Consider the following 21,500-nt stretch of genomic DNA (forward strand, 5'->3'; position numbering starts at 1 on the left):
TTTAAAAATGTACAATACTTCTTTTATTAAGAAAATTCTAGTAGCTGCAACGGTAGTTTTTTTATATTCATGCGATAGAGATTTTAATGCGATTGGTGATGATTTAATTGGAGATAATCATTTTGATTTGACACCTGAAAAATATGATGTTTTGGCTTATAACCAAGAAGTAACGCCTATTGAGTCAAACGGATTGGCAATAAATGCTTTGGGTATTTATGATAATCCGGTTTTAGGTACAACAACAGGAAGTTATGTTACTCAGGTTGCTTTGTCAGAATATGCGCCAACAATTGGCGAAGGTGCTGTTATTGATAGTGTATATTTGAGTGTTCCTTATTTTAGCCATGTAGTATCTACTGATGCTGATGGTAAGCGTACTTTTGAATTAGATTCTGTTTTTGGGCCTGCTGACGGAAAAATCGATTTAAGTATCTATGAGTCCAAAGTTGCAATGCGCAATAGTTTTTTTGATAATGGTACTCAATTGCCTCAATTGTATTATACAAGCGCTAATGATAATGCAGATTTTGACGGTAATATTGGTGCAAAACTTAATAACTCAAGTAGTAAAAGTCAAAATACAGAATTCTTTTTTAATAAAGCTGAAATAACGGACAGGACTATAGATGCTAACGGAAAAGTGGTTTTGACTAAAGTAGCGCCGGAAATGCGCTTGATGTTAGATAAAGCCTTCTTCATGGATAAAATTTTAAATGCTCCTGCAGAAAAATTATCATCAGCAAATGTATTCCAGGATTATTTTAGAGGATTATATTTCAAAGTAGCAAGATCGGGAGCAAATCCTGCAAACTTAGCTTTGATTAATTTTGCAACAGCAGGTAAAATTGTCATTAAATATAAGGCAAAAACGGCAATTACTACAGATCCTGACACGACAACGGAGGATAAGAGTATCACGATTAACTTGACTGGTGCTACAGCTAGTCTTCAGCAAGATGCGAAGAATGCCAATTATGCGAATGCAATAGCTGATGCAAATATAAATCGAACAGAAGGCGATGATCGTCTTTATATTAAAGGAGGGCAGGGATCTGCTGCAGTAATAGAACTTTTTGATAAAAAAGATTTAATTGGATATAATAAGAAAGGAGAATTGGTGAATAAGCCAAACGGAGTTTCTGATGTATTGGATGAATTGAGGCTTGCTTACAGAACTAAAAAAGGATTGGTAAATGAGGCAAATTTAGTTTTCAATATTGATACTGAAAAAATGGGCGTGAAAGGTAGTGGGAATGTACAGGCAGATGAACCTAAAAGAGTTTATTTGTATGATTTGACTAATAACATACCTTTGATTGATTATTCTGATGGTACTTCTGGTGCACTTACAGGTGATCCTAAAGCTACAAAATATATTTTTGGTGGTATTATCAATATTGATGAAGCGACTAAAAGAGGAAATTATTATAAGGTAAGAATTACCAATCATATTCGAAATCTTATTAAAGATACAACAACTGTTAATGTAAAATTAGGTTTAGTTGTTACTGAAGATATTGGTGTGATTACTTCAAATAGACTGAAGAATAAGGTTAAGATTGGAACAAATCCTGATGTATATTTTACAGCAGCGCCAAGAGGATCAGTTATGGGGCCATTAGGAACTATTTTGTACGGAGGGAAATCTTCTGTTCCAGATGATAAAAGACTGAAACTTGAAATTTACTACACGAAACCAAATTAATAAATATATATGTGTGGAATTGTTGGATATATTGGCCATAGAGAGGCGTATCCTATTGTTATCAAGGGATTAAAACGACTCGAATACAGAGGTTACGACAGTGCCGGTGTAATGTTGTTTGACAACGAAACCGGAGTAAAACTTTGTAAAACAAAAGGTAAGGTTTCGGATCTTGAAGCTAAAGCGAAAGATAACTTAGCAACAAACGGAACGATTGGTATAGGGCATACGCGCTGGGCAACACACGGAGTGCCAAATGATGTGAATTCACATCCGCATCTTTCTAATTCTGGTGAATTGGTGATAATTCATAACGGAATTATTGAGAACTATGCACCGCTTAAAGAAGAATTAATCAAGAGAGGTTATACTTTTAAATCGGATACAGATACAGAAGTTTTAGTAAACCTGATTGAAGAAGTTCAGAAAAATGAAAATATTAAGTTAGGAAAAGCAGTTCAGATTGCTTTAAATCAAGTTGTAGGAGCTTATGCAATTGCAGTTTTTGATAAAAAAAATCCTGATGAAATTGTTGCTGCAAGACTAGGTAGCCCTTTGGCAATTGGTGTGGGTGACGGTGAATATTTTGTTGCTTCAGATGCTTCTCCGTTTATTGAATATACCTCTAATGCAATTTATCTTGAAGATGGTGAAATGGCAAACATTAGATTGCACAAACCTCTTAAAGTTAGAAAAATTAAAGACGACTCGTTAGTTGATCCTTATATTCAGGAGCTTCAAATGAACTTGGAGCAGATTGAAAAAGGAGGTTACGACCATTTCATGTTGAAAGAAATCTACGAACAACCAAGTGTAATTAAAGATACTTACAGAGGAAGACTTCATGCAAATGAAGGAATTGTTCAAATGGCTGGTGTTGAAGATAATCTTGAAAAATTCTTAAACGCAAAACGTATTCTTATTGTAGCTTGCGGTACTTCTTGGCACGCAGGTTTAGTAGCAGAATACATTTTTGAAGAGTTTACACGTATTCCAGTTGAAGTTGAATATGCTTCTGAATTTAGATACAGAAACCCAATTATAAACAAAGATGATGTTGTAATTGCAATTTCTCAATCAGGAGAAACGGCTGATACAATGGCAGCAATCAAATTGGCAAAAGAGAATGGTGCTTTTGTTTTTGGAGTTTGTAATGTTGTAGGTTCATCTATTTCAAGAGAAAGCCATGCCGGTGCTTATACACATGCCGGACCAGAAATTGGGGTAGCTTCTACTAAAGCATTTACTACGCAGATCACAGTTTTAACGATGATTGCTTTAAGACTAGGAAAAGCGAAAGGAACTTTGTCAAATACTGATTTCCATACTTATTTACAAGAATTAGAAATCATTCCTGAAAAAGTTGCTGAAGCATTGGAAACAAATGATAGAGCAAAAGAAATTGCTGCAGCTTTCAAAGATGCACCAAACTGTCTTTATTTGGGTCGTGGATACAACTTCCCAGTTGCTCTTGAAGGTGCTTTAAAGCTTAAAGAAATTTCATATATTCACGCAGAAGGATATCCTGCTGCTGAAATGAAACACGGTCCTATTGCTTTGATCGATGAGCATATGCCTGTTATTGTAATTGCACCTAAACAAGGTCATTATGATAAAATTGTAAGTAATATTCAGGAGATTAAATCTAGAAGTGGTAAAATCATCGCGGTTGTTACTAAAGGTGATACTCAGGTTCGTGAATTAGCAGATTATGTAATCGAAATTCCTGAAACTTCAGATGCATTATCACCACTTATTACTACAATTCCATTACAATTACTTTCATACTATATTGCTGTTATGAGAGGTTGTAATGTAGATCAGCCTAGAAATTTGGCAAAATCAGTTACTGTAGAGTAATTATTTAAAATATATAAATGTTAAAAAAGCGAGATTTAGGTCTCGCTTTTTTTTATTGTCGAATTTTTTTTATGACCCCGTTATTTTTATTAAATCCTCAATTTTTTAATTAAATTTTATATGTATGCATACTATTTAAGATTTGAAAAGCCTCGTTGTTGCTGTTAATTGAATAAAACACAATGTGAAAAAGTTAAAATACTAACAATTTTAATGCGTAATATTAATTTTTTTTAACGTTTTTTTATTAATATCAAAAATATTTGTATTTTGGCTAGATAAACTAACCAAAAACCTAACCCAAATGAGAGTGTATTTGCTGATTATGTTGTTTTTCTGCGGCGTTTCCTTTGCGCAGAATTCAATTACTGGTTCTGTTACCGATAGTAACAAACAATCTATCCCTGGTGCCAATGTCAACATAGTGGGAAGTTCAGGTGGAACTTCAACTGATTTTGACGGTACTTTTAAATTGAATACTGCTTCTAAACCACCTTTTACTCTTAAGGTTTCAGCAGTAGGTTTTGAAACTAAAACAATTAGTGTTACGTCTTTAAGTCAAAAAATTGATGTAGTATTGAAAGATGAAGAGACTAAATTGGATGAAATTGTGGTTTCTGCTTCAAGAACTCCTGAAAGAATCATCGAATCTCCCGTAACTGTTGAAAGAATGGGAATTCAGGAAATTAAAAACACGACAGCACCTACATTTTATGATGGTTTAGAGAATTTGAAAGAGGTGCATTTTAATACCAGTAGTATTTCATTCAAATCAATAAATACACGTGGTTTTGCAACCGTAGCAAATACCCGTTTTATGCAATTGGTTGATGGAATGGATAATTCATCACCAGCACTAAATTTTGTTTTGGGTAACTTAATTGGTGTTTCAGATATTGATGTGGCTAGTGTTGAGCTTTTGCCTGGAGCTTCTTCAGCTCTTTATGGTGCAAATGCTTTTAACGGTATTATGTTTATGAATAGTAAAAGCCCTTTTACTAATGAAGGAATTAGTGTTTACTATAAATACGGTCAAACATCTCAGGATGCAGCCGGAACTAATGATTACAATGATTTTGGAATTAGAGCTGCAAAAGCTTTCACAGAGACTTTTGCCTTGAAAGCTAATTTCACTTATATGGAAGCTACGGAGTGGATTGCTGCTGACAAAAGAAGTATGACAAGCGGAGGTGATAGTCATGCAGTGAATCAGAATTATGATGGATTAAATATCTATGGTGACGAGGTTACTACTTTTATTCCAAATGTTGGGCAAGTAAGTAGAACTGGATATCGCGAACAAGATTTAACTGATAATAAAGTTAAAAGTATGAAAGCCGATTTCAGTGCGCACTTCAAACCTTGGAAAGATGATACTGAATTTATTCTGCAATATAAAATTGGTACAGGAAGTACAATTTACCAAGGAGCAAACAGATATGCTTTGAAAGATTTCTTAATGCAACAAGGTAAATTTGAGGTAAAAGGTAAAAACTTCTTTGGTAGAGTTTATTTTACTAGTGAAGATGCCGGGGATTCTTATGATATGAGATTTGCGGCATGGAACGTAAACAGATCTGCAAAATCAGATACAGAATGGTTTACAAATTATGCGACTGCTTATCAATATTCTGGAGCTGTAATGGGAACAAATGCAAATGAATCTGCTGCAATTGCAAGAAATTTTGCTGATTACAATATTCTTCCTCCTGCGCTTTCTTTTCTTCCAAAGCCAACCGGTTCTCCTAGATTTGAGCCAGGTTCAGCACAGTTCAATAGTGCACTTGCAAAAGTTATCGCTAATCCTGATTTGACTCAGGGAGCAAAATTTATCGATCACTCAAAATTATACCATTCAGATGTGAATTATAATTTTAGAGATATGGTTAAATGGGCAGAAATTCAAGTAGGAGGTTCTTGGAGAAAATATATTATGGACTCAGAAGGAACAATCTTTACAGATTATGATGGTCCAATTGAGTATAAAGAATATGGGGCATATGCACAATTGCAGAAAAAATGGTTAGAAGACAGATTGAAATTTACAGGATCTTTGCGTTATGACAAAAGCCAGAATTTTGATGGTAAGATTTCACCAAGAGTTTCGTTTACATATGCTGCAGGTGAATCTAAAAGACATAACTTCAGAGTGTCTTATCAAACAGGTTTCCGTAACCCAACAACACAGGATCAATATATTGGTTTAGATTTAGGACCATTCGCTTTAATTGGTTCTGCACCTGAAAACTTAGACAGATTTCAAGAGACAATGCCAGTTAGTTTAGCGGGTCAGGCTGCTGGAGCTCCTGCTACAGTGAATTTGTCAGGCCAAAATGCATATCATAATGCTTATACTGTGGCTTCTGTTCAGGCATTTGCTGCGTCTGCTAATCCGGCAGATCTTGTAGTTGCAAATATTGGGTTAGTAAAACCAGAACAAGTTCAGGCTTTTGAGGCAGGATATCGTTCTGTAGTTCAAAATGATTTATCAATCGATTTGAATGCTTACTACAACATTTATAATGATTTTATGAATACTGCAAGAGTAATTTCTCCTTACTATGGAACAGTAGGAACAAATGCTGCTGATCCAAATGTACAAATGACTTATGCTGCACTTGCTTTTGGTGACAGAAGAGTTTATCAGGTTTACACAAATACAACTGCACAGATTACATCATTTGGTTTTGGAGTTGGTTTGTCTAAAAAAGTATATAAAGATTTTGAATTCGGTGTTAATTATAATTATGCACAGTTTGATTTCGATCAATCTCAAGATCCTAGTTTCGTGGCTGGATTTAATACACCAAAACATAGAATCAAAGCTTCTTTAGGAAACGCAAAAGTGGCTAAAAATTTAGGATTTAATGTAAATGTGAGATGGAACACAGAATATTTATGGCAATCTTCTTTCGGAGATGGAATGATTCCGGAAAATACAGTTCTTGATGCGCAGGTTAATTACGGTCTTCCAAAACTGAAATCAGTTATTAAAGTGGGAGCAACTAACCTTTTCGGAAAAGATTATCTTCAGGTAATTGGTGCCGGAGCAATTGGTCAGATGTGGTTTGCTTCTTGGACAATTAATCCATAATTAAAAGAAGTTAATTTGATGAAGTAGGTTTTCTTTCTATTCTTTCGATTGAAAATGAAGTAGAGGGAAGTATTAATTTTTTAAATTTTAAATGACATGAAAAAAAATATAAAAATGCTTTTATTGGTTTCTTTAACCTTTATGGCAGCATGTAATAATGACGAAAGTGATGCGCCAGCAGAAGTGCCGGTTGTTCCTGGGTCTGCAGTTTTAACTAAATATGTGGCGCTTGGTGATTCTTTTGCTGCAGGATATAGTGATAATGCTTTGTTTATAAAAGGACAGAGTAATGCGTATCCTAATATTTTAGCACAACAATTTGTTGCTGCTGGAGGAGGAGAATTTAAAAGTCCTTTAGCAAATGATAATATAGGAGGATTGTTGTTGGGCGGAAACGTAATTGCTGGAACACGTTTATATTTTGTTGGACAAACTCAAACTCCGACAAACGTACCAGGAAAACCAACAACAGAAGTTACTACGCATCTTACAGGTACATTTGGTAACTTAGGTGTTCCGGGTGCAAAAAGTTTTCACTTATTAGCTGCTGGTTATGGAAATGTTGCCGGAGTTGCTACTGGTGCTGCAAATCCTTATTTTGCTAGATTTGCTAGTTCGTCTACAACATCGGTTTTGGCTGATGCAGTTGCGCAAAATCCAACTTTTTTCTCTTTGTTTATTGGTGGAAATGATGTTTTAGCCTATGCAACTTCGGGAGGAGTAGGAAAAGATCAAACAGGAAATACAAACCCAGCAACATATGGAGGAAATGACATTACAGATCCAACTGTGTTTGCGAATGCATATAATGCTTTAGCTACAAGTTTGACTGCTAAAGGGGCAAAAGGAGTGGTAGCAAATTTGCCATACATTACGGCTCTGCCTTACTTTACAACAGTTCCTTACAATCCGCTTACGGCGAAAATTCTTGGGAATGGTAATGAAACAGTGGGTAAAGCAACAATACAGGCGTTGAACGCTCAATTATATGGTCCGCTAAAACAAGCATTGACTGCTTTTGGTGCAGGAGACAGGATTAATTTATTATCTGAAACAGCTGCAAATCTTCCGCTTTTAATAAAAGATGAAAGTTTGACTAACTTATCAGCACAACTAACTGCGGCATTCACTCCAACATTAGGAGCGCAAACAGCTGCTTTTTATGGTACTGTGTTTGGGCAAGCAAGACAAGCTAAAGCTACTGATTTGGTAGTTTTAACAACAAGAGCTGATATCGGTACTGCTCCAACTGCTGCGAATTCTGGTTTAGGAATTGCACCGCCGGCACCTTTGGACAAATTTGGAATAACATATCCATTGCAGGATAAACATGTGTTGGTTCCAACAGAAATAGCAGAGGTTAAAAAAGCTACTGATGCTTATAACGTAACTATTGAGTCAGTTGCTAAAGCAAAAGATCTTGCTTTCGTTGATACAAAAGCAACGTTGACACAATTGTCAAGTGGAGGTATTCGATTTGGAAATTTCGTTATGTCTTCTTCTTTTGCTACAGGTGGAGCTTTCTCTTTAGACGGAGTACACCCAAGTGCAAGAGGTTATGCTTTGATCGCTAATATTTTCGTCGATGCAATCAATGCAAAATATGGTTCTACATTGCGTCATGTTGATTTGGCTACATATCCAATTCAATACCCGCAAGTAATACAATAATGCCAATTTTTTTTAGTAAAAAGCCACTCGTTTTTAAAATGAAGTGGCTTTTTTTATTTAGCTAAAAAATGCAATTTTAGTTATTTGAGGCCTAAGTTTTAGGAATCAAACAAAATCATGGTATTTTTTATGAAAAAAAAATTGATTTTATATTTTAAAAAATTATCTTTGCGCTCTGAAAAAAGAGGTATTTTCGATAAACCTAAATAGCTATTTAATAAATACATAAGTAATGTCAAAAGTAATAGGAAAAGTTGCTCAAATCATTGGACCAGTAGTTGACGTAGTTTTCAACGGTAAAGATGTTGAACTTCCAAAAATTTATGATTCATTAGAAATCACAAAAAAAGATGGAACATTATTAGTTCTTGAAGTACAATCTCACATTGGAGAAAACACTGTTCGTACAATCTCTATGGACTCTACAGACGGTTTGTCAAGAGGATATGAAGTAGTTGGAACTGGTAATCCAATCCAAATGCCAATCGGTCCAGATGTATATGGACGTTTATTTAATGTTGTTGGAGATGCAATTGATGGTTTAGGCGAATTGCCAAAAACTGGAGAAAATGGTTTGCCAATTCACAGACAAGCTCCTAAATTTGAAGATTTATCAACTTCATCTGAAGTTTTATTCACAGGTATTAAAGTAATCGATTTGATCGAACCTTATGCAAAAGGAGGTAAAATTGGATTGTTTGGTGGTGCTGGTGTTGGTAAAACAGTATTGATTCAGGAATTGATCAACAATATCGCAAAAGGTCACGGTGGACTTTCAGTATTCGCTGGAGTAGGTGAAAGAACACGTGAAGGAAATGACTTGCTTCGTGAGATGTTAGAGTCAGGAATTATTAAATATGGTGATGATTTCATGCACTCTATGGAAAATGGAGGATGGGATTTATCTAAAGTAGATATGCCAGGAATGAGAGAGTCTAAAGCTACTTTCGTTTTCGGACAAATGAATGAGCCACCTGGAGCTCGTGCACGTGTGGCACTTTCAGGATTATCTATCGCTGAGTATTTCCGTGATGGAGCTGGATCTGACCAAGGTAAAGATGTATTATTCTTCGTTGATAATATCTTCCGTTTTACACAAGCAGGTTCTGAGGTATCAGCACTTTTAGGTCGTATGCCATCTGCAGTAGGTTACCAACCAACTTTGGCGACAGAGATGGGTGCTATGCAAGAGCGTATTACATCTACAAACAAAGGATCTATTACATCTGTACAAGCGGTTTACGTTCCTGCGGATGACTTAACTGACCCGGCGCCGGCTACAACTTTCGCCCACTTAGATGCAACAACTGTATTGTCTCGTAAAATTGCTGAGCTAGGTATTTATCCAGCGGTTGACCCGTTAGATTCTACTTCAAGAATTTTGACTCCTCAAATTTTAGGAAACGAGCACTACGACTGTGCACAAAGAGTAAAAGAAATTCTTCAAAAATACAAACAATTACAAGATATCATCGCGATCTTAGGTATGGAAGAGTTATCTGAAGAAGATAAACTTTCTGTATCAAGAGCACGTCGTGTACAACGTTTCTTGTCTCAGCCATTCCACGTAGCAGAGCAATTTACAGGTATTCCAGGTGTATTAGTTGATATTAAAGATACTATCAAAGGTTTCAACATGATTATCGATGGTGAGTTAGATCACCTTCCAGAAGCTGCTTTCAACTTGAAAGGTTCTATTCAAGATGCAATCGAAGCTGGAGAAAAAATGTTAGCTGAAGCTTAATATTAATTATGAATTATGAGTTATAAATTATGAGTATCATCTCACTTATAACTCATAACTTATATCTCAACTAAAAAAAGATGATTTTAGATATAGTATCACCAGAAGCAAAATTATTTTCGGGAGAAGTAACTTCAGTTACGGTTCCTGGAGTTGATGGAAGCTTTCAGATTTTAAATAATCACGCTCCTATTGTTTCTATTCTTGAGAAAGGAACTATAAAAATTGCAGCATCAAGCTTTAATTTTTCTAAAGAGGTAGCAAGTAAATTTGTGAGAGTTAATGACCAAACCTATACATTAGAGATTACGTCAGGTACAATCGAAATGAAAGATAATAAAGTAATTGTTTTAGTTGACTAATAACAATTTCAAAACAAGTTTTAAAAGCCAAACAATTTTGTTTGGCTTTTTTTATTTTAAATCTTTTTGAAAAATATTTTTTACTTTTGAATTATTAAAATCTCTTTATAAAATATTGATTAGGATGTAAAAGCTCAGTAAGCTTTTGCAGTTTCGTTTTATCAATCTGATAAGGCGTAAATTATTTATGTCAAATTTTATAAAGAATATCATGAAAAATATATCAAAAGTTGCCGTTCTTGGCGGTGGCGGAAGAACTGGAAAGTTTCTTGTAGACCAGTTATTAAATGAAGGATTTAGTTTAAAACTTTTACTAAGAAATCCTCAAAATTTCGAAATTCAAAATTCTAAAATTGAAATTATTCAGGGTGATGCGCTCGATTTTGAATCCATACAATTATTGCTAAAAGACTGTCAGGATGTTGTAAGTACAATTGGTCAAAGAAAAGACGAGCCTCTTGTTGCAAGTACGGTTACAAAACATGTCTTGAAGGCCATGAAAGAACATGGAATTAATCGTTATGTTCTTCTTGCTGGTCTTAACATCGATACTCCATTTGATAAAAAAAGCCCAAAAACGATTATGGCAACTGATTGGATGAAAGCTAATTTTCCAATAATTCAGGAAGATCGTCAAAAGGCTTATGATCTTTTAGTTCAAAGCGATAGTAACTGGACATTAGTTCGGGTTCCGTTTATTGAATTTAATGATAATAGTTCGGAGATTGCAGTAAATCTTGAAGATTGTCTGGGAGATAAAATCAGCGCATTTGATATTGCTCGATTTATGGTTAAAGAAATCACCGAATCAAATTATAGTTGCAAGTCGCCTTTTATAAGTGCCTTTTAGAGTAAATTAGAAAACAGCGGGAACATCAAATCCCGCTGTTTGTTTATATCAAATTTCAATTTCATAACTTTGCTTTCATGAAATTACCTGAAAATCTTATTCAAAAGCTTGAAAATAGGAAGCAAAATAATTCGTTAAGAAAATTGCCAAGTTTTAATAATCTTGTCGATTTCTCTTCAAACGATTATATTGGATTTTCAAAATCGGAATCTATTTTTAAACAGGCTCATCATTACTTAATTGAAAATGAAATAATTCAGAATGGAGCGACAGGTTCAAGATTGATTTCAGGTAATCATTCTTTGTACCAAATTGCAGAATTGTTTATAATGCAATTTCATGATGCTGAATCGGCTTTAATTTTTAATTCGGGTTATGATGCCAATGCGGGCTTTTTTAGTGCTGTACCGCAACGAAATGATGTTATTTTGTATGATGAATTAAGTCATGCTTCTATTCGTGATGGAATTGTAATGTCGAATGCGAAATCATACAAATTCAATCATAATGATTTTGAAGATTTAGAACGTTTGATTCTAAAATTTCCTGATACCAATATCTACATAGTTACTGAAACTGTTTTTTCAATGGATGGCGATAGCCCGAATTTGGAAGAATTAGTACAGTTATCGGAAAAATACAATTGTTATTTAGTTGTTGATGAAGCGCACACTTTAGGTGTTTTTGGAGAAAAAGGTGAAGGACTCATGCAACATCTTCAATTGCATAATAGAATTTTTGCCCGAATTATGACTTTTGGAAAAGGTCTCGGATGTCATGGAGCTGTTGTTTTGGGAAGTCCCGAATTGACTGAATATTTAGTAAACTTCGCCCGAAGTTTTATTTACACGACAGGATTGTCTCCGCATTCTGTTGCTACAATTTTGGTTGCTTATCAACATTTGGAAATTGAAAAAGAAACAATTAATGAGCTTCGCCAAAATATAATTTTCTTTAATCAACAGAAAAATTTATTGGGTTTAAAGCCAATGTTTGTCAGAAGCAAATCGGCAATTCAATCGGCAATTGTTCCAGGCAATGAAAATGTCAAACGCATTGCTCAGCAACTACAGGATAAAGGTTTTGATGTAAAACCAATTTTATCTCCAACTGTTCCTGAAGGTCAGGAACGTCTTCGTTTTTGTATTCACAGTTATAATTCTCAAGAAGAAATTAGCCAGATTTTAGGATTACTTCGAGATTTTGTATTTTAAGATTAGGTTATTTCGAGAAGATTGACAGCGTTGTTTTTGAGTGTCTTTCTTATGTTCTTCGATAGAATAAAAAAACATTTGCTTTCTCAAGCCTTATATTTCCTCACTTTTTGAAAAAAGTTTAAATTTTTTTGTAACGTTTTGATTATTCGATTACTTACGAGCCGTAATCAAATAAACCAAAATAATTATGAAAACACAATCAACTTCAAAAAAAGAGAGAACTTCCAACTTTGCATTTATATTTTGTACTTCTCTCGGATTAGGGTACACTTTAGTGAACCATTTTATTTTAGATAAACCAAGAACAGAAACACTTATTGTAATGATTTGTTTATTTGTGATTTCAATTGCTTCCTGGCAGCGAAAAAAAAACATGAAGTAATAACAGCGGGTTTCAGTCATCAATCAAAAAATCAAACAATCAAAATCAATCAACATTATGAAAAATTTATTTACATCAACAATCGTAATAATCTTATTCGTTTTTAGCGCTACTACGCAAGCGCAAACAAATTCTTCAAAACTAGAAAACTCCCTTCTGTGGGAAGTTTCAGGAAACGGATTAGAAAAACCTTCTTATGTTTATGGAACAATTCATACGATTTGCTCCGTAGATTATTTTCTTTCTGAAAAAACAAAAAGTGCATTTGATGCTTCGAGTGAATTGGTTCTTGAAATTAATTTTGCAGATCCTAAAGAAATGGTAGATGCACAGCAAATGATGATGGGAAAAGAACCTTTGAGTAAAAAATTAAATGCAGCACAATTGGCTAAATTGGATGCAATTTTACAACAAACTACAGGAATGTCGGTAAAACAATTAGACGCTTATAGCTTGGCAACAATAATGAGTTTAATTTCTGGAAAAACGTTTGGCTGTAATGATATTAAGTTTTATGAGATGGAATTTATTGAAAAGGCTAAAAAGAGGAATATCGAAATTAGTGGTTTTGAAACCGTAAAAGGGCAATCAGCAATATTAGAAAATGCCTATAGTGATGATGAACTTATTAATATGCTAGCCGAATTGAATACCTCCGAAACAGCTAAAACTGTTGCATTTTATAAAAACGAAAATATAACGGAATTGTATAATGCTACAACCGATGGGAAAAAGGCAGGAGAGAAAACAAATAAAGTTATCTTAGACAAAAGAAATAGTAACTGGGTAAAAGAAATGCCGGAAATGATGAAAAAAGAAAGTGTCTTTTTTGCATTTGGTGTGGCGCATTTGGGTGGTGATTTTGGAGTGATTAATTTATTGAGAAAAGCAGGATATAGTGTAAAACCAGTAATGAATTAAAACTATTTTGAAAGAGAAAGAACAAGAGTTTTTAAATCGGATAGAAAGTCACAAAGGGATTTTGTACAAAGTTTCAAAAATGTACATGGACAATTATGATGATCAGCAGGATTTGTTTCAGGAAATTGTATGTCAGCTTTGGAAATCGTATGATACGTTTCGAAACGAGAGCCAATTTTCGACCTGGATGTATCGAGTGGCCGTTAATACAGCAATTGTTTTCCTTAGAAAAGAAAAGCGAAAAGTTGACAAATATGAAATTGCTTCGGAAAATATTAAAGATGACGAAGGCGACTCGCATATAAAAGAAAGTCAGCTGGATCATTTTTATAAAGCAGTTCAGAAATTGGAAAAAATTGACAAGGCCATTATTTTCTATCAGTTAGAAGGCTTTTCTCATAAGGAAATTGGTGAAAATCTAGGAATTTCTGAAGGAAATGCGAGAGTGAAATTAAACAGAGCAAAAGAAAAATTAAAAGAAATAATTAAAAATCAGGGATATGGATTTTAACGATATACAAAACGCATGGAAAAATGAACCAACAGAAAATGTTGTTCTTCCAAATAATTTAGAAAAAATTCAATCGGTTAATATGCCTTTGGATAAAATTAGAAAAAATTTAAAAAAAGAATTCATCGTTCAGGTAATTTCGATGATTTTAGTCCCGATAATTCCGTTATTTATCAATTTGAAATATAGTTTTTTTCTTGCTTACTATTTGCTGTATGCAGTTTCAATAATAATCTCAATTGCATTTGCAATAAGATTACATATCTATTATAAAAATTTTGCAAATGTTGCGGCAACAACCAAAGATAATTTATATGAAATATATTATAATATAAGATTGTTTATTGAGACCTATAAATCTGCTAGTTATACCTTTTTTCCTTTTGGATTGTTTTATATGTTTTTATTGCCTTTAGGTAAAAAATCAGGAAAACTGTTAAATCTTATTTCAAATACAAATCAAGAATATGTTTTAGTAATAGTTATTTTGATTGTATTTGTATTTGTCATTTTGATGTGGTTTATGACTGAAGGACATACAAAATTATTTTACGGAAAATATGCGAAGGAAATTAGAAAAGTGATAGACGAATTAAAAGAAGAATAAAACAGAACCCATCGTAATTGATGGGTTTGTTGTTTTTATTGGTATTTTTGCTGTATAATAAAACAGCACCATGAAAATATTCATAACCGGAATTTCAACCGATGTTGGAAAAACAATAACTTCTGCAATTGTGGTTGAAGCGCTGGAAGCAGATTATTGGAAACCAATTCAGGCTGGGGATTTAGATAATTCAGATAGTCATAAGATACAAGCCCGAATTTCTAATTCAAAAACAAAAATCTTCGAAAACAGTTATAAATTAAATACACCTGCAAGTCCGCATTTTGCTGCTGAAATTGATGGAATTTCAATTGACCTGAAGAATATTCAGGAGCCAAAAACAGAAAATCATTTGGTTATTGAAGGAGCGGGAGGAATTTTTGTTCCGTTAAACGAAAAAGATACCATTGCCGATTTGATTCAGGAAGATTATAAGATAATTGTAGTTTCAAGACATTATCTCGGGAGCATCAATCATACTTTGTTAACTATTGAAGCGATTCAGAATCGAGGTTTTAAAGTTGACGGAATTATATTCAGCGGAAGCGAAAACAAATCGACCGAAAGTCTGATTCTGAATAAAACCGGAATAAAATGTATTGGAAGGATTGATGAAGAACCTTATTTTGATCAGAATGTAATTAAGGAATATGCTGATTTGTTTCGCGAAAATCTATTAAAAATGTAAGATGTGTTTTGTGAGAAGTAAAATTCTTTCAACTGACATCTAACAAAAATCATTTCACAATATGACTTTAACAGAAAAAGACAGTCAATACCTTTGGCATCCATATACACAGCACAAAACTTCACAAACTCCAATTGCAATTTCAAGAGGCGAAGGAGCGTTGCTTTGGGACGAAAACAATAAAGAATATATAGATGCAATTGCATCTTGGTGGGTAAATCCTTTTGGGCATAGTAATAAATTTATTGCTGATGCGATTTACAAACAACTGACGACATTGGAACACGTTTTATTTGGAGGTTTCACTCACGAACCTGCAATAAAAGTGGCTGAAAAACTAATGGAAATTTTACCTAAAAATCAGCAAAAAATCTTTTTTTCAGATAATGGTTCAACTGCAGTTGAAGTAGCAATTAAAGTTGCACTGCAGTATTTTTTCAATAAAAATGAAAAACGCACTACAATAATTGCTTTTGAAAATGCTTTTCACGGAGATACTTTTGCAGCAATGGCGGCAAGCGGAATCTCATTTTATACGCAAGCTTTTCAGGGAATGTTTATTGATGTTGTCCGAATTCCGGTTCCGATAAAAGGGAAGGAGGAAGCAAGTTTTGATGCTTTAAAAGAGGTAATTCAGAAACACAATTGCGCTGGATTTATTTTTGAGCCTTTGGTGCAAGGCGCAGCTGGAATGGTTATGTACGAACCAGAAGCATTGCAAAAGCTGATTGAAATTTGTAAAGAGAACAACGTTCTAACCATTGCCGATGAAGTAATGACTGGCTTTGGTAAAACAGGAAAAACCTTTGCAATGGATTATGTAAATGTTAATCCGGATATGATTTGTTTGTCGAAAGCTTTAACGGGAGGAACTATACCAATGGCGATTACCACTTTTACTCAGGAAGTTTTTGACGCTTTTTATGATGATGACATTAACAAAGCGCTGTTTCACGGACATACTTTTACTGCAAATCCAACGGGTTGTGCGGCGGCTTTGGCAAGTATAGATTTATTGCAGACAGAAGAAATGCAGGATAATATTATTCGAATAAATAAAAGTCATTTAGCGTTTCAGAAGAAAATTGAAAATCATCCAAAAGTAATTACCGCGAGGACACTCGGAGTTATTTTTGCGGTCGAGATAAAATCAGATTCTGAGGAAAGTTATTATGGTTCGATGCGTACTAAATTGTATAATTTCTTTATTGAAAATGGTGTTGTTTTAAGGCCGGTAGGAAATATTGTTTACATTTTACCGCCTTACATAATGACAGACGAACAACTTCAGAAAGTTTATAAAACAATCGAAGAAGCAATTGAAATGGTATAACTTTTAACATATAAGTGATATAAGTTCATTTAACAAAACCTGTTTAAAAATACTTATATCACTTATATGGTTGAATTTTGCATTTAAATATGGCGAACTTTGCGTAAACTTTTGCGAACTTTGCGGTTAAATAATTTACATTGAATAAAAAAATCTCCATAACCGCTTTTTCATCTATTTCGCCATTAGGAAATAATGCTGAAGAAGTTTGGGCAAATTATCTGAACGAAAATCATTGCTTTTCAAAACAATTTTTGGATCAGCAGGAAACTTCAACGGCAGCACTTGGTGCGAAATCAAAAAAAATTATCGCCGAAATCAGGGAATCAGATCCTAAATATAATTTTTTGGATGACTCTGTTTTATTCGCTTTAGCGGCTTCTCGAGAAGCTGTGAAACAAGCAAATTGGAGTTCAGAAGATGTTTTCGGAATTAATATTGGTTCTTCGAGAGGAGCAACAGATTTATTCGAAAAACATTATAAGGAATATATCGACACAGGAAGAGCACAGACTTTAGCGTCTCCAACAACAACTTTAGGGAATATCTCTTCTTGGATTGCTCATGATTTGCAAAGTTCTGGTCCCGAGATTTCGCATTCTATAACTTGTTCAACGGCACTTCATGCTTTATTAAATGGAGTTGCGTGGTTAAAATCTGGAATGTCAGATAAGTTTTTAGTGGGTGGAAGTGAAGCGCCTTTAACAGATTTTACCATTGCACAAATGAGAGCTTTGAAAATCTATTCGCGTATTGATCAGGATCAGGAAGCCTGGCCAAATCTGGCTTTTGATTTTGAAAAGACGCAAAATACAATGATTTTGGGCGAAGGCGCGGCAGTTTGTTGTTTAGAGGCCGGAGAAAAAGATAATGCAATTGCATATGTAACAGGTATTGGTTATGCGACTGAAGTTTTGGAACATAACATTTCAATTTCTGCGGAAGCAACCTGTTTTCAGAAATCGATGAAAATGGCTTTAGAAAATGAAGATTTAGAAAGTGTTGACGCAATCGTAATGCATGCGCCAGGAACGATAAAAGGAGATTTGACTGAGTTGCGTGCGATTGAAAAAGTCTTCGGAATTAATTTGCCACTGTTAACAACAAATAAATGGAAAATCGGACATACGTTTGGGGCTTCAGGGATTTTGAGTTTAGAATTGGCGCTTTTGATGATGCAACATGATACTTTTATTGGAGTTCCGTTTGGAGAAAAACAAAAACAAAGCAAACCAATTAAAAAGGTTTTAATCAATGCTGTAGGGTTTGGCGGAAATGCTGTTAGTGTTTTGATTGAAAAACGATAATTAAAATATACTTCTAAAAAAAAATCCAGTCTGTTTTAGACTGGATTTTTTTTAATTTATCTATTGAAAAATAATCTTTTTGGAAATAGTAAAATCATTATCTAAAGTTACTTTTACAATTAAAACTTGATTATTTGAATGTAGGTTTGAAATTTGTAATTCGGTAGAATTTACTTTTGTTTTGTTGTAAAGTATTCTGCCTGAAATATCATAAACAGAAATTTCTTTTAAGTTTTCTTTAGATGATAGCACTTTTATAGTTTTATTTTTTACAGAAACTAAAACATCATTTTCGATGTTTTCAAAATCGCCAGTTCCTAAAGATTTATTCGTGTAGCGCAGAACTAAACGATCTGTAAAAGTTCCTATAGCTGTCGTAAACGTATAATTACTCTGCGTTAAGTCATGAATTGTATTTGTTGACTTGTCTTCCAAATAGATTTTCTGAGTAGCTAATTCTCCATCGGCCTCATCAATAGCAATTGTGAAATCTCCTGCAATTGTTGTTTTATATCCTAAAGGAACTGTATCTGTATCTGAAAAAGGTAAAGCTCTTCCTTGAATTACTAGTTTACTACTTTGGTTAATACTATAAAAATCCAGATATTTATTTCCGTCGAAAGTTGCGCCATCATAACCAAAATCAACATCGTTGGTAGCGCCTTCGATATATCCTACAAGTAATTGTTTGAAAGCACCTCCCGCATTTGTCATATTCAGCCATAAACGATGCCTGTCTATTGCAGTTGATTTAGAAATTCCAGGTTTGAAGAACTGACTATTGTTGCTTCCTCCTGATCGCATTGTGTTGTTGAAAGTAATAGTACCTGCAGCTTTTGTGCCAACAAAAAATGATTGTCCAGCTGCAATTTGACCGCTAGGTTTTTCATTGTTATTTGAAGCGTTTCCGCTTAGTGCGGCCGTTCTCACTCCTCCACTAACATTGTAGCTAGCATAATCATCTGTATTATATTGATATGCACCACCCAAAACGACAGGAGTGTTATGTGTCCAAAAATATAGTGTTCCTTTTAATATATCTCTATTATTAACATCAAGAATGAATTTATTGCCATCTAAAGCTGATGGATATGGATTTCCAACTAAATAATATTTGCTTGCAGCAACAGTTTCACCAGATAAAGTTCCGTTATTTGGTATGCCTTTAAATGTTGCAGAATAAGCTTGTCGTAGTGTATTTGAATAATTTTCAGGTCCGCGAATAATATAACCTTTACCCACAGTCATTACACTTGTATTTGGCACAGCTACCCATTGTGAACCATTGTAAGCTAAATATTTATCGCTTGCAGTTGCAGATGAAACTCCTGAAAGAGTTTGCCCTTGCACAGGTGTTGACCAATACACATAATCAGCTTGACGTATAGGAAGGCTATTGCGAATATAAGAAATAGAGCCGCTGTTTATATTTGTGCTTGTATTTGTTTGCAATAAACTAGCACTGTTTTCGAATGTTAAAGATCCACCAGTTGCTACGGTAAGTCCATTAGCAATAGTTAAGGTTTTTCCTGATGGAATCGTTAGATTGACCCCTGAATTAATGGTACAAGAACAAGCATCTAGATCTGCTGTAACGTTGTAAGCGCCTGTGAAAATTATATTCTTTGTTATGTCTGGATTCCCGCTTGACCAAGTTGAGCCATTCCAAGTTGTTGAAGATTGATTTGTAATTTTGACTTCTGAACTTGCTGGTGATTTGCATCCATTACTGTTTGTGACTCTGAAAGTATAAGTTCCAGCTGGTAAATTCGAAATGGTTGTAGTGGAACCAGTGCCATAGATTGGTGCTCCGGATGGACTTCTTTCAAGTGTCCATGTCCCTGTAGTTGGTAAATCATTTAAAACGACTGTTCCTGAATTGGTACAAGTTATGTTGGTGATCGTTCCAATGGATGGTGGTGTCAATAAAATAGTTGTCAAGGGTATAGATAGATCTTCTACTGTATTCAAAGAAGGGTCAGTTCCTGTAACTTTCACATTGTTGATTACCTTTCCAAGATTTACATCTGTTGCAGTAATCGTATGTACTCCGGTTAAAGTTACTTTTGCTCCAGGTGCTATTGAAGCAATTGGATTTCCTGTAATCACTGTTCCTGAGTCTGGGTCTGTAACATTTATATCTGTGATTGTTACTTCTCCAGTATTGGTGACTTCAAATTCGTAGTTTACTTTATCTCCAAGTTTACCACAGTTAGAAAGTGTAGCTTTTTTTGTTAGTGTTAATTCAGCTATTTTTAATGAATTTCGGTTGAAAGCAATAAAAGCACAATCAGAACTTCCAGAGAAAGTAACAACAAATCGGTCTACTTGAGCAGCATTAGCATCTGTTATTCCAAATGAACTTGTTTCGATTCCTAATATTCTAATATCTCGTGTTGAAGCGGGAGCAAAATTGCTAAGCGTTCCATCAACTTTGAAAAGATCAAGACTATAGGTGCCGACAACCTGAACTGGTTGAAACAGAAATGAGATTTCTGTTCCTACTGTGTTTCCTGCGGCATCTACAAATTTAAACAGATCAGGATTTCCTCCTGTATCTGCTACTTGAGTCACGATTAAGTCGGGAATCCCATCGTCAAGCCCAGTCAGATTCAAATTGTTTGTTCCAATTTTAAATTCTGCTTTACCTACGGGAATATTTGCAATACCAGTTCCAAGTGATAATCCGAAACTTCCATCGGTAAGTCGTGAGGCAAGTTCAGCGCCTGTTGCAGTTGATCCTGCTATTGGAGGGTCAAGTTTTGTAGTTGTTAGTGATCCATCTATCATAGAGCCCTGCAAAAAGTAGGTCTGAGTACTTGATCCTAAACTTTGAATTTTTAAAGCCCTGAATTTTTGAGGAATGTAAGATACACCTTTAGTGTCAAGTATTGTATTGTTGACACCAGTAGAGTAGGTTTTATTTTTCCAAGTAAAGGCTAATAAATTGTTGGCATCATCTGGGCGATTTCCTTCAAGAGTTGCTTTATTGGAGGTCCAGTAAGTTTTCCAGTCGGTGTAGATTCTGGTGATGTCGCTTTGGCCACTCATTTGAAATGTAGCGAAAAGAAAAAAGAAAACTATTTTTTTTGAAAATAGAAAGCGAGAGGGTAAAAGCAATTTTTGGCTCATACGATTTTGGGGCGGTTTTGATTTGGGGGTTAAAATGAAACTGAAGATTTAGTAGGTTTTAAAGCTTCAGAGTGTTTGCTTGTTATATAGAAAAATCCGACAGCTTTTGCTGT

Annotated in this window: 16 protein-coding genes; 15 read left to right on the forward strand and 1 reads right to left on the reverse strand. The window is 34.5% G+C overall.

Features of this window, described 5'->3' with window-relative positions:
• Positions 1–7: 7 nt before the first annotated feature.
• From FN795_RS15425 to FN795_RS15495, 15 genes are all read left to right on the forward strand, one after another.
• On the forward strand, positions 8–1,708 hold the full coding sequence (locus FN795_RS15425; RefSeq protein ID WP_142451424.1) for a DUF4270 domain-containing protein: 1,701 nt from the start codon (positions 8–10) through the stop codon (positions 1,706–1,708).
• 9 nt (positions 1,709–1,717) lie between these two features.
• Complete coding sequence (gene glmS, locus FN795_RS15430) at positions 1,718–3,568, forward strand: glutamine--fructose-6-phosphate transaminase (isomerizing) (protein ID WP_035652875.1); 1,851 nt, start codon at positions 1,718–1,720, stop codon at positions 3,566–3,568.
• 304 nt (positions 3,569–3,872) lie between these two features.
• Complete coding sequence (locus FN795_RS15435) at positions 3,873–6,662, forward strand: TonB-dependent receptor (RefSeq protein WP_142451425.1); 2,790 nt, start codon at positions 3,873–3,875, stop codon at positions 6,660–6,662.
• A 96-nt stretch (positions 6,663–6,758) separates the two neighbouring features.
• Entirely contained in the window at positions 6,759–8,333 is a 1,575-nt protein-coding gene (locus FN795_RS15440; protein ID WP_142451426.1) for an SGNH/GDSL hydrolase family protein, read from the forward strand.
• 232 nt (positions 8,334–8,565) lie between these two features.
• Positions 8,566–10,077 (forward strand): F0F1 ATP synthase subunit beta, encoded by a 1,512-nt coding sequence (gene atpD, locus FN795_RS15445; RefSeq protein WP_035652881.1) that lies wholly within the window; start codon positions 8,566–8,568, stop codon positions 10,075–10,077.
• An 80-nt stretch (positions 10,078–10,157) separates the two neighbouring features.
• Entirely contained in the window at positions 10,158–10,439 is a 282-nt protein-coding gene (locus FN795_RS15450; protein WP_035652883.1) for a F0F1 ATP synthase subunit epsilon, read from the forward strand.
• Positions 10,440–10,650: 211 nt separating this feature from the next.
• Positions 10,651–11,289 (forward strand): NAD(P)-dependent oxidoreductase, encoded by a 639-nt coding sequence (locus FN795_RS15455; protein WP_142451427.1) that lies wholly within the window; start codon positions 10,651–10,653, stop codon positions 11,287–11,289.
• A 77-nt stretch (positions 11,290–11,366) separates the two neighbouring features.
• Positions 11,367–12,503 carry an aminotransferase class I/II-fold pyridoxal phosphate-dependent enzyme gene (locus tag FN795_RS15460; protein WP_142451428.1) on the forward strand — a complete coding sequence of 379 codons (1,137 nt, stop codon included), beginning with the start codon at positions 11,367–11,369 and terminating at the stop codon, positions 12,501–12,503.
• A 190-nt stretch (positions 12,504–12,693) separates the two neighbouring features.
• Entirely contained in the window at positions 12,694–12,888 is a 195-nt protein-coding gene (locus FN795_RS15465) for a hypothetical protein (RefSeq protein WP_142451429.1), read from the forward strand.
• Positions 12,889–12,945: 57 nt separating this feature from the next.
• Positions 12,946–13,809 (forward strand): TraB/GumN family protein, encoded by an 864-nt coding sequence (locus FN795_RS15470; RefSeq protein ID WP_142451430.1) that lies wholly within the window; start codon positions 12,946–12,948, stop codon positions 13,807–13,809.
• A 7-nt stretch (positions 13,810–13,816) separates the two neighbouring features.
• Entirely contained in the window at positions 13,817–14,320 is a 504-nt protein-coding gene (locus tag FN795_RS15475; protein WP_035652894.1) for an RNA polymerase sigma factor, read from the forward strand.
• Positions 14,310–14,927 (forward strand): hypothetical protein, encoded by a 618-nt coding sequence (locus tag FN795_RS15480; protein ID WP_142451431.1) that lies wholly within the window; start codon positions 14,310–14,312, stop codon positions 14,925–14,927. Before FN795_RS15475 ends, FN795_RS15480 begins: the two co-directional genes overlap by 11 nt.
• A gap of 70 nt (positions 14,928–14,997) precedes the next feature.
• The gene (bioD, locus tag FN795_RS15485) at positions 14,998–15,615 is read left to right on the forward strand and encodes a dethiobiotin synthase (RefSeq protein WP_142451432.1); all 618 of its coding nucleotides are present in this window, start codon (positions 14,998–15,000) and stop codon (positions 15,613–15,615) included.
• 61 nt (positions 15,616–15,676) lie between these two features.
• The gene (gene bioA, locus FN795_RS15490; RefSeq protein ID WP_142451433.1) at positions 15,677–16,948 is read left to right on the forward strand and encodes an adenosylmethionine--8-amino-7-oxononanoate transaminase; all 1,272 of its coding nucleotides are present in this window, start codon (positions 15,677–15,679) and stop codon (positions 16,946–16,948) included.
• Positions 16,949–17,088: 140 nt separating this feature from the next.
• Positions 17,089–18,255 (forward strand): beta-ketoacyl synthase N-terminal-like domain-containing protein, encoded by a 1,167-nt coding sequence (locus FN795_RS15495; RefSeq protein WP_142451434.1) that lies wholly within the window; start codon positions 17,089–17,091, stop codon positions 18,253–18,255.
• Between the two features lie 60 nt (positions 18,256–18,315).
• On the opposite strand, the gene FN795_RS15500 is transcribed toward FN795_RS15495, so the two are convergent.
• A complete protein-coding gene (locus FN795_RS15500; protein WP_167498087.1) occupies positions 18,316–21,306 on the reverse strand; it encodes a DUF7507 domain-containing protein in 2,991 nt (996 codons plus the stop codon).
• Positions 21,307–21,500 lie beyond the last annotated feature (194 nt).

Origin of the sequence: Flavobacterium resistens (assembly GCF_900182645.1) — a bacterium.
GTDB classification, from domain to species: domain Bacteria; phylum Bacteroidota; class Bacteroidia; order Flavobacteriales; family Flavobacteriaceae; genus Flavobacterium; species Flavobacterium resistens.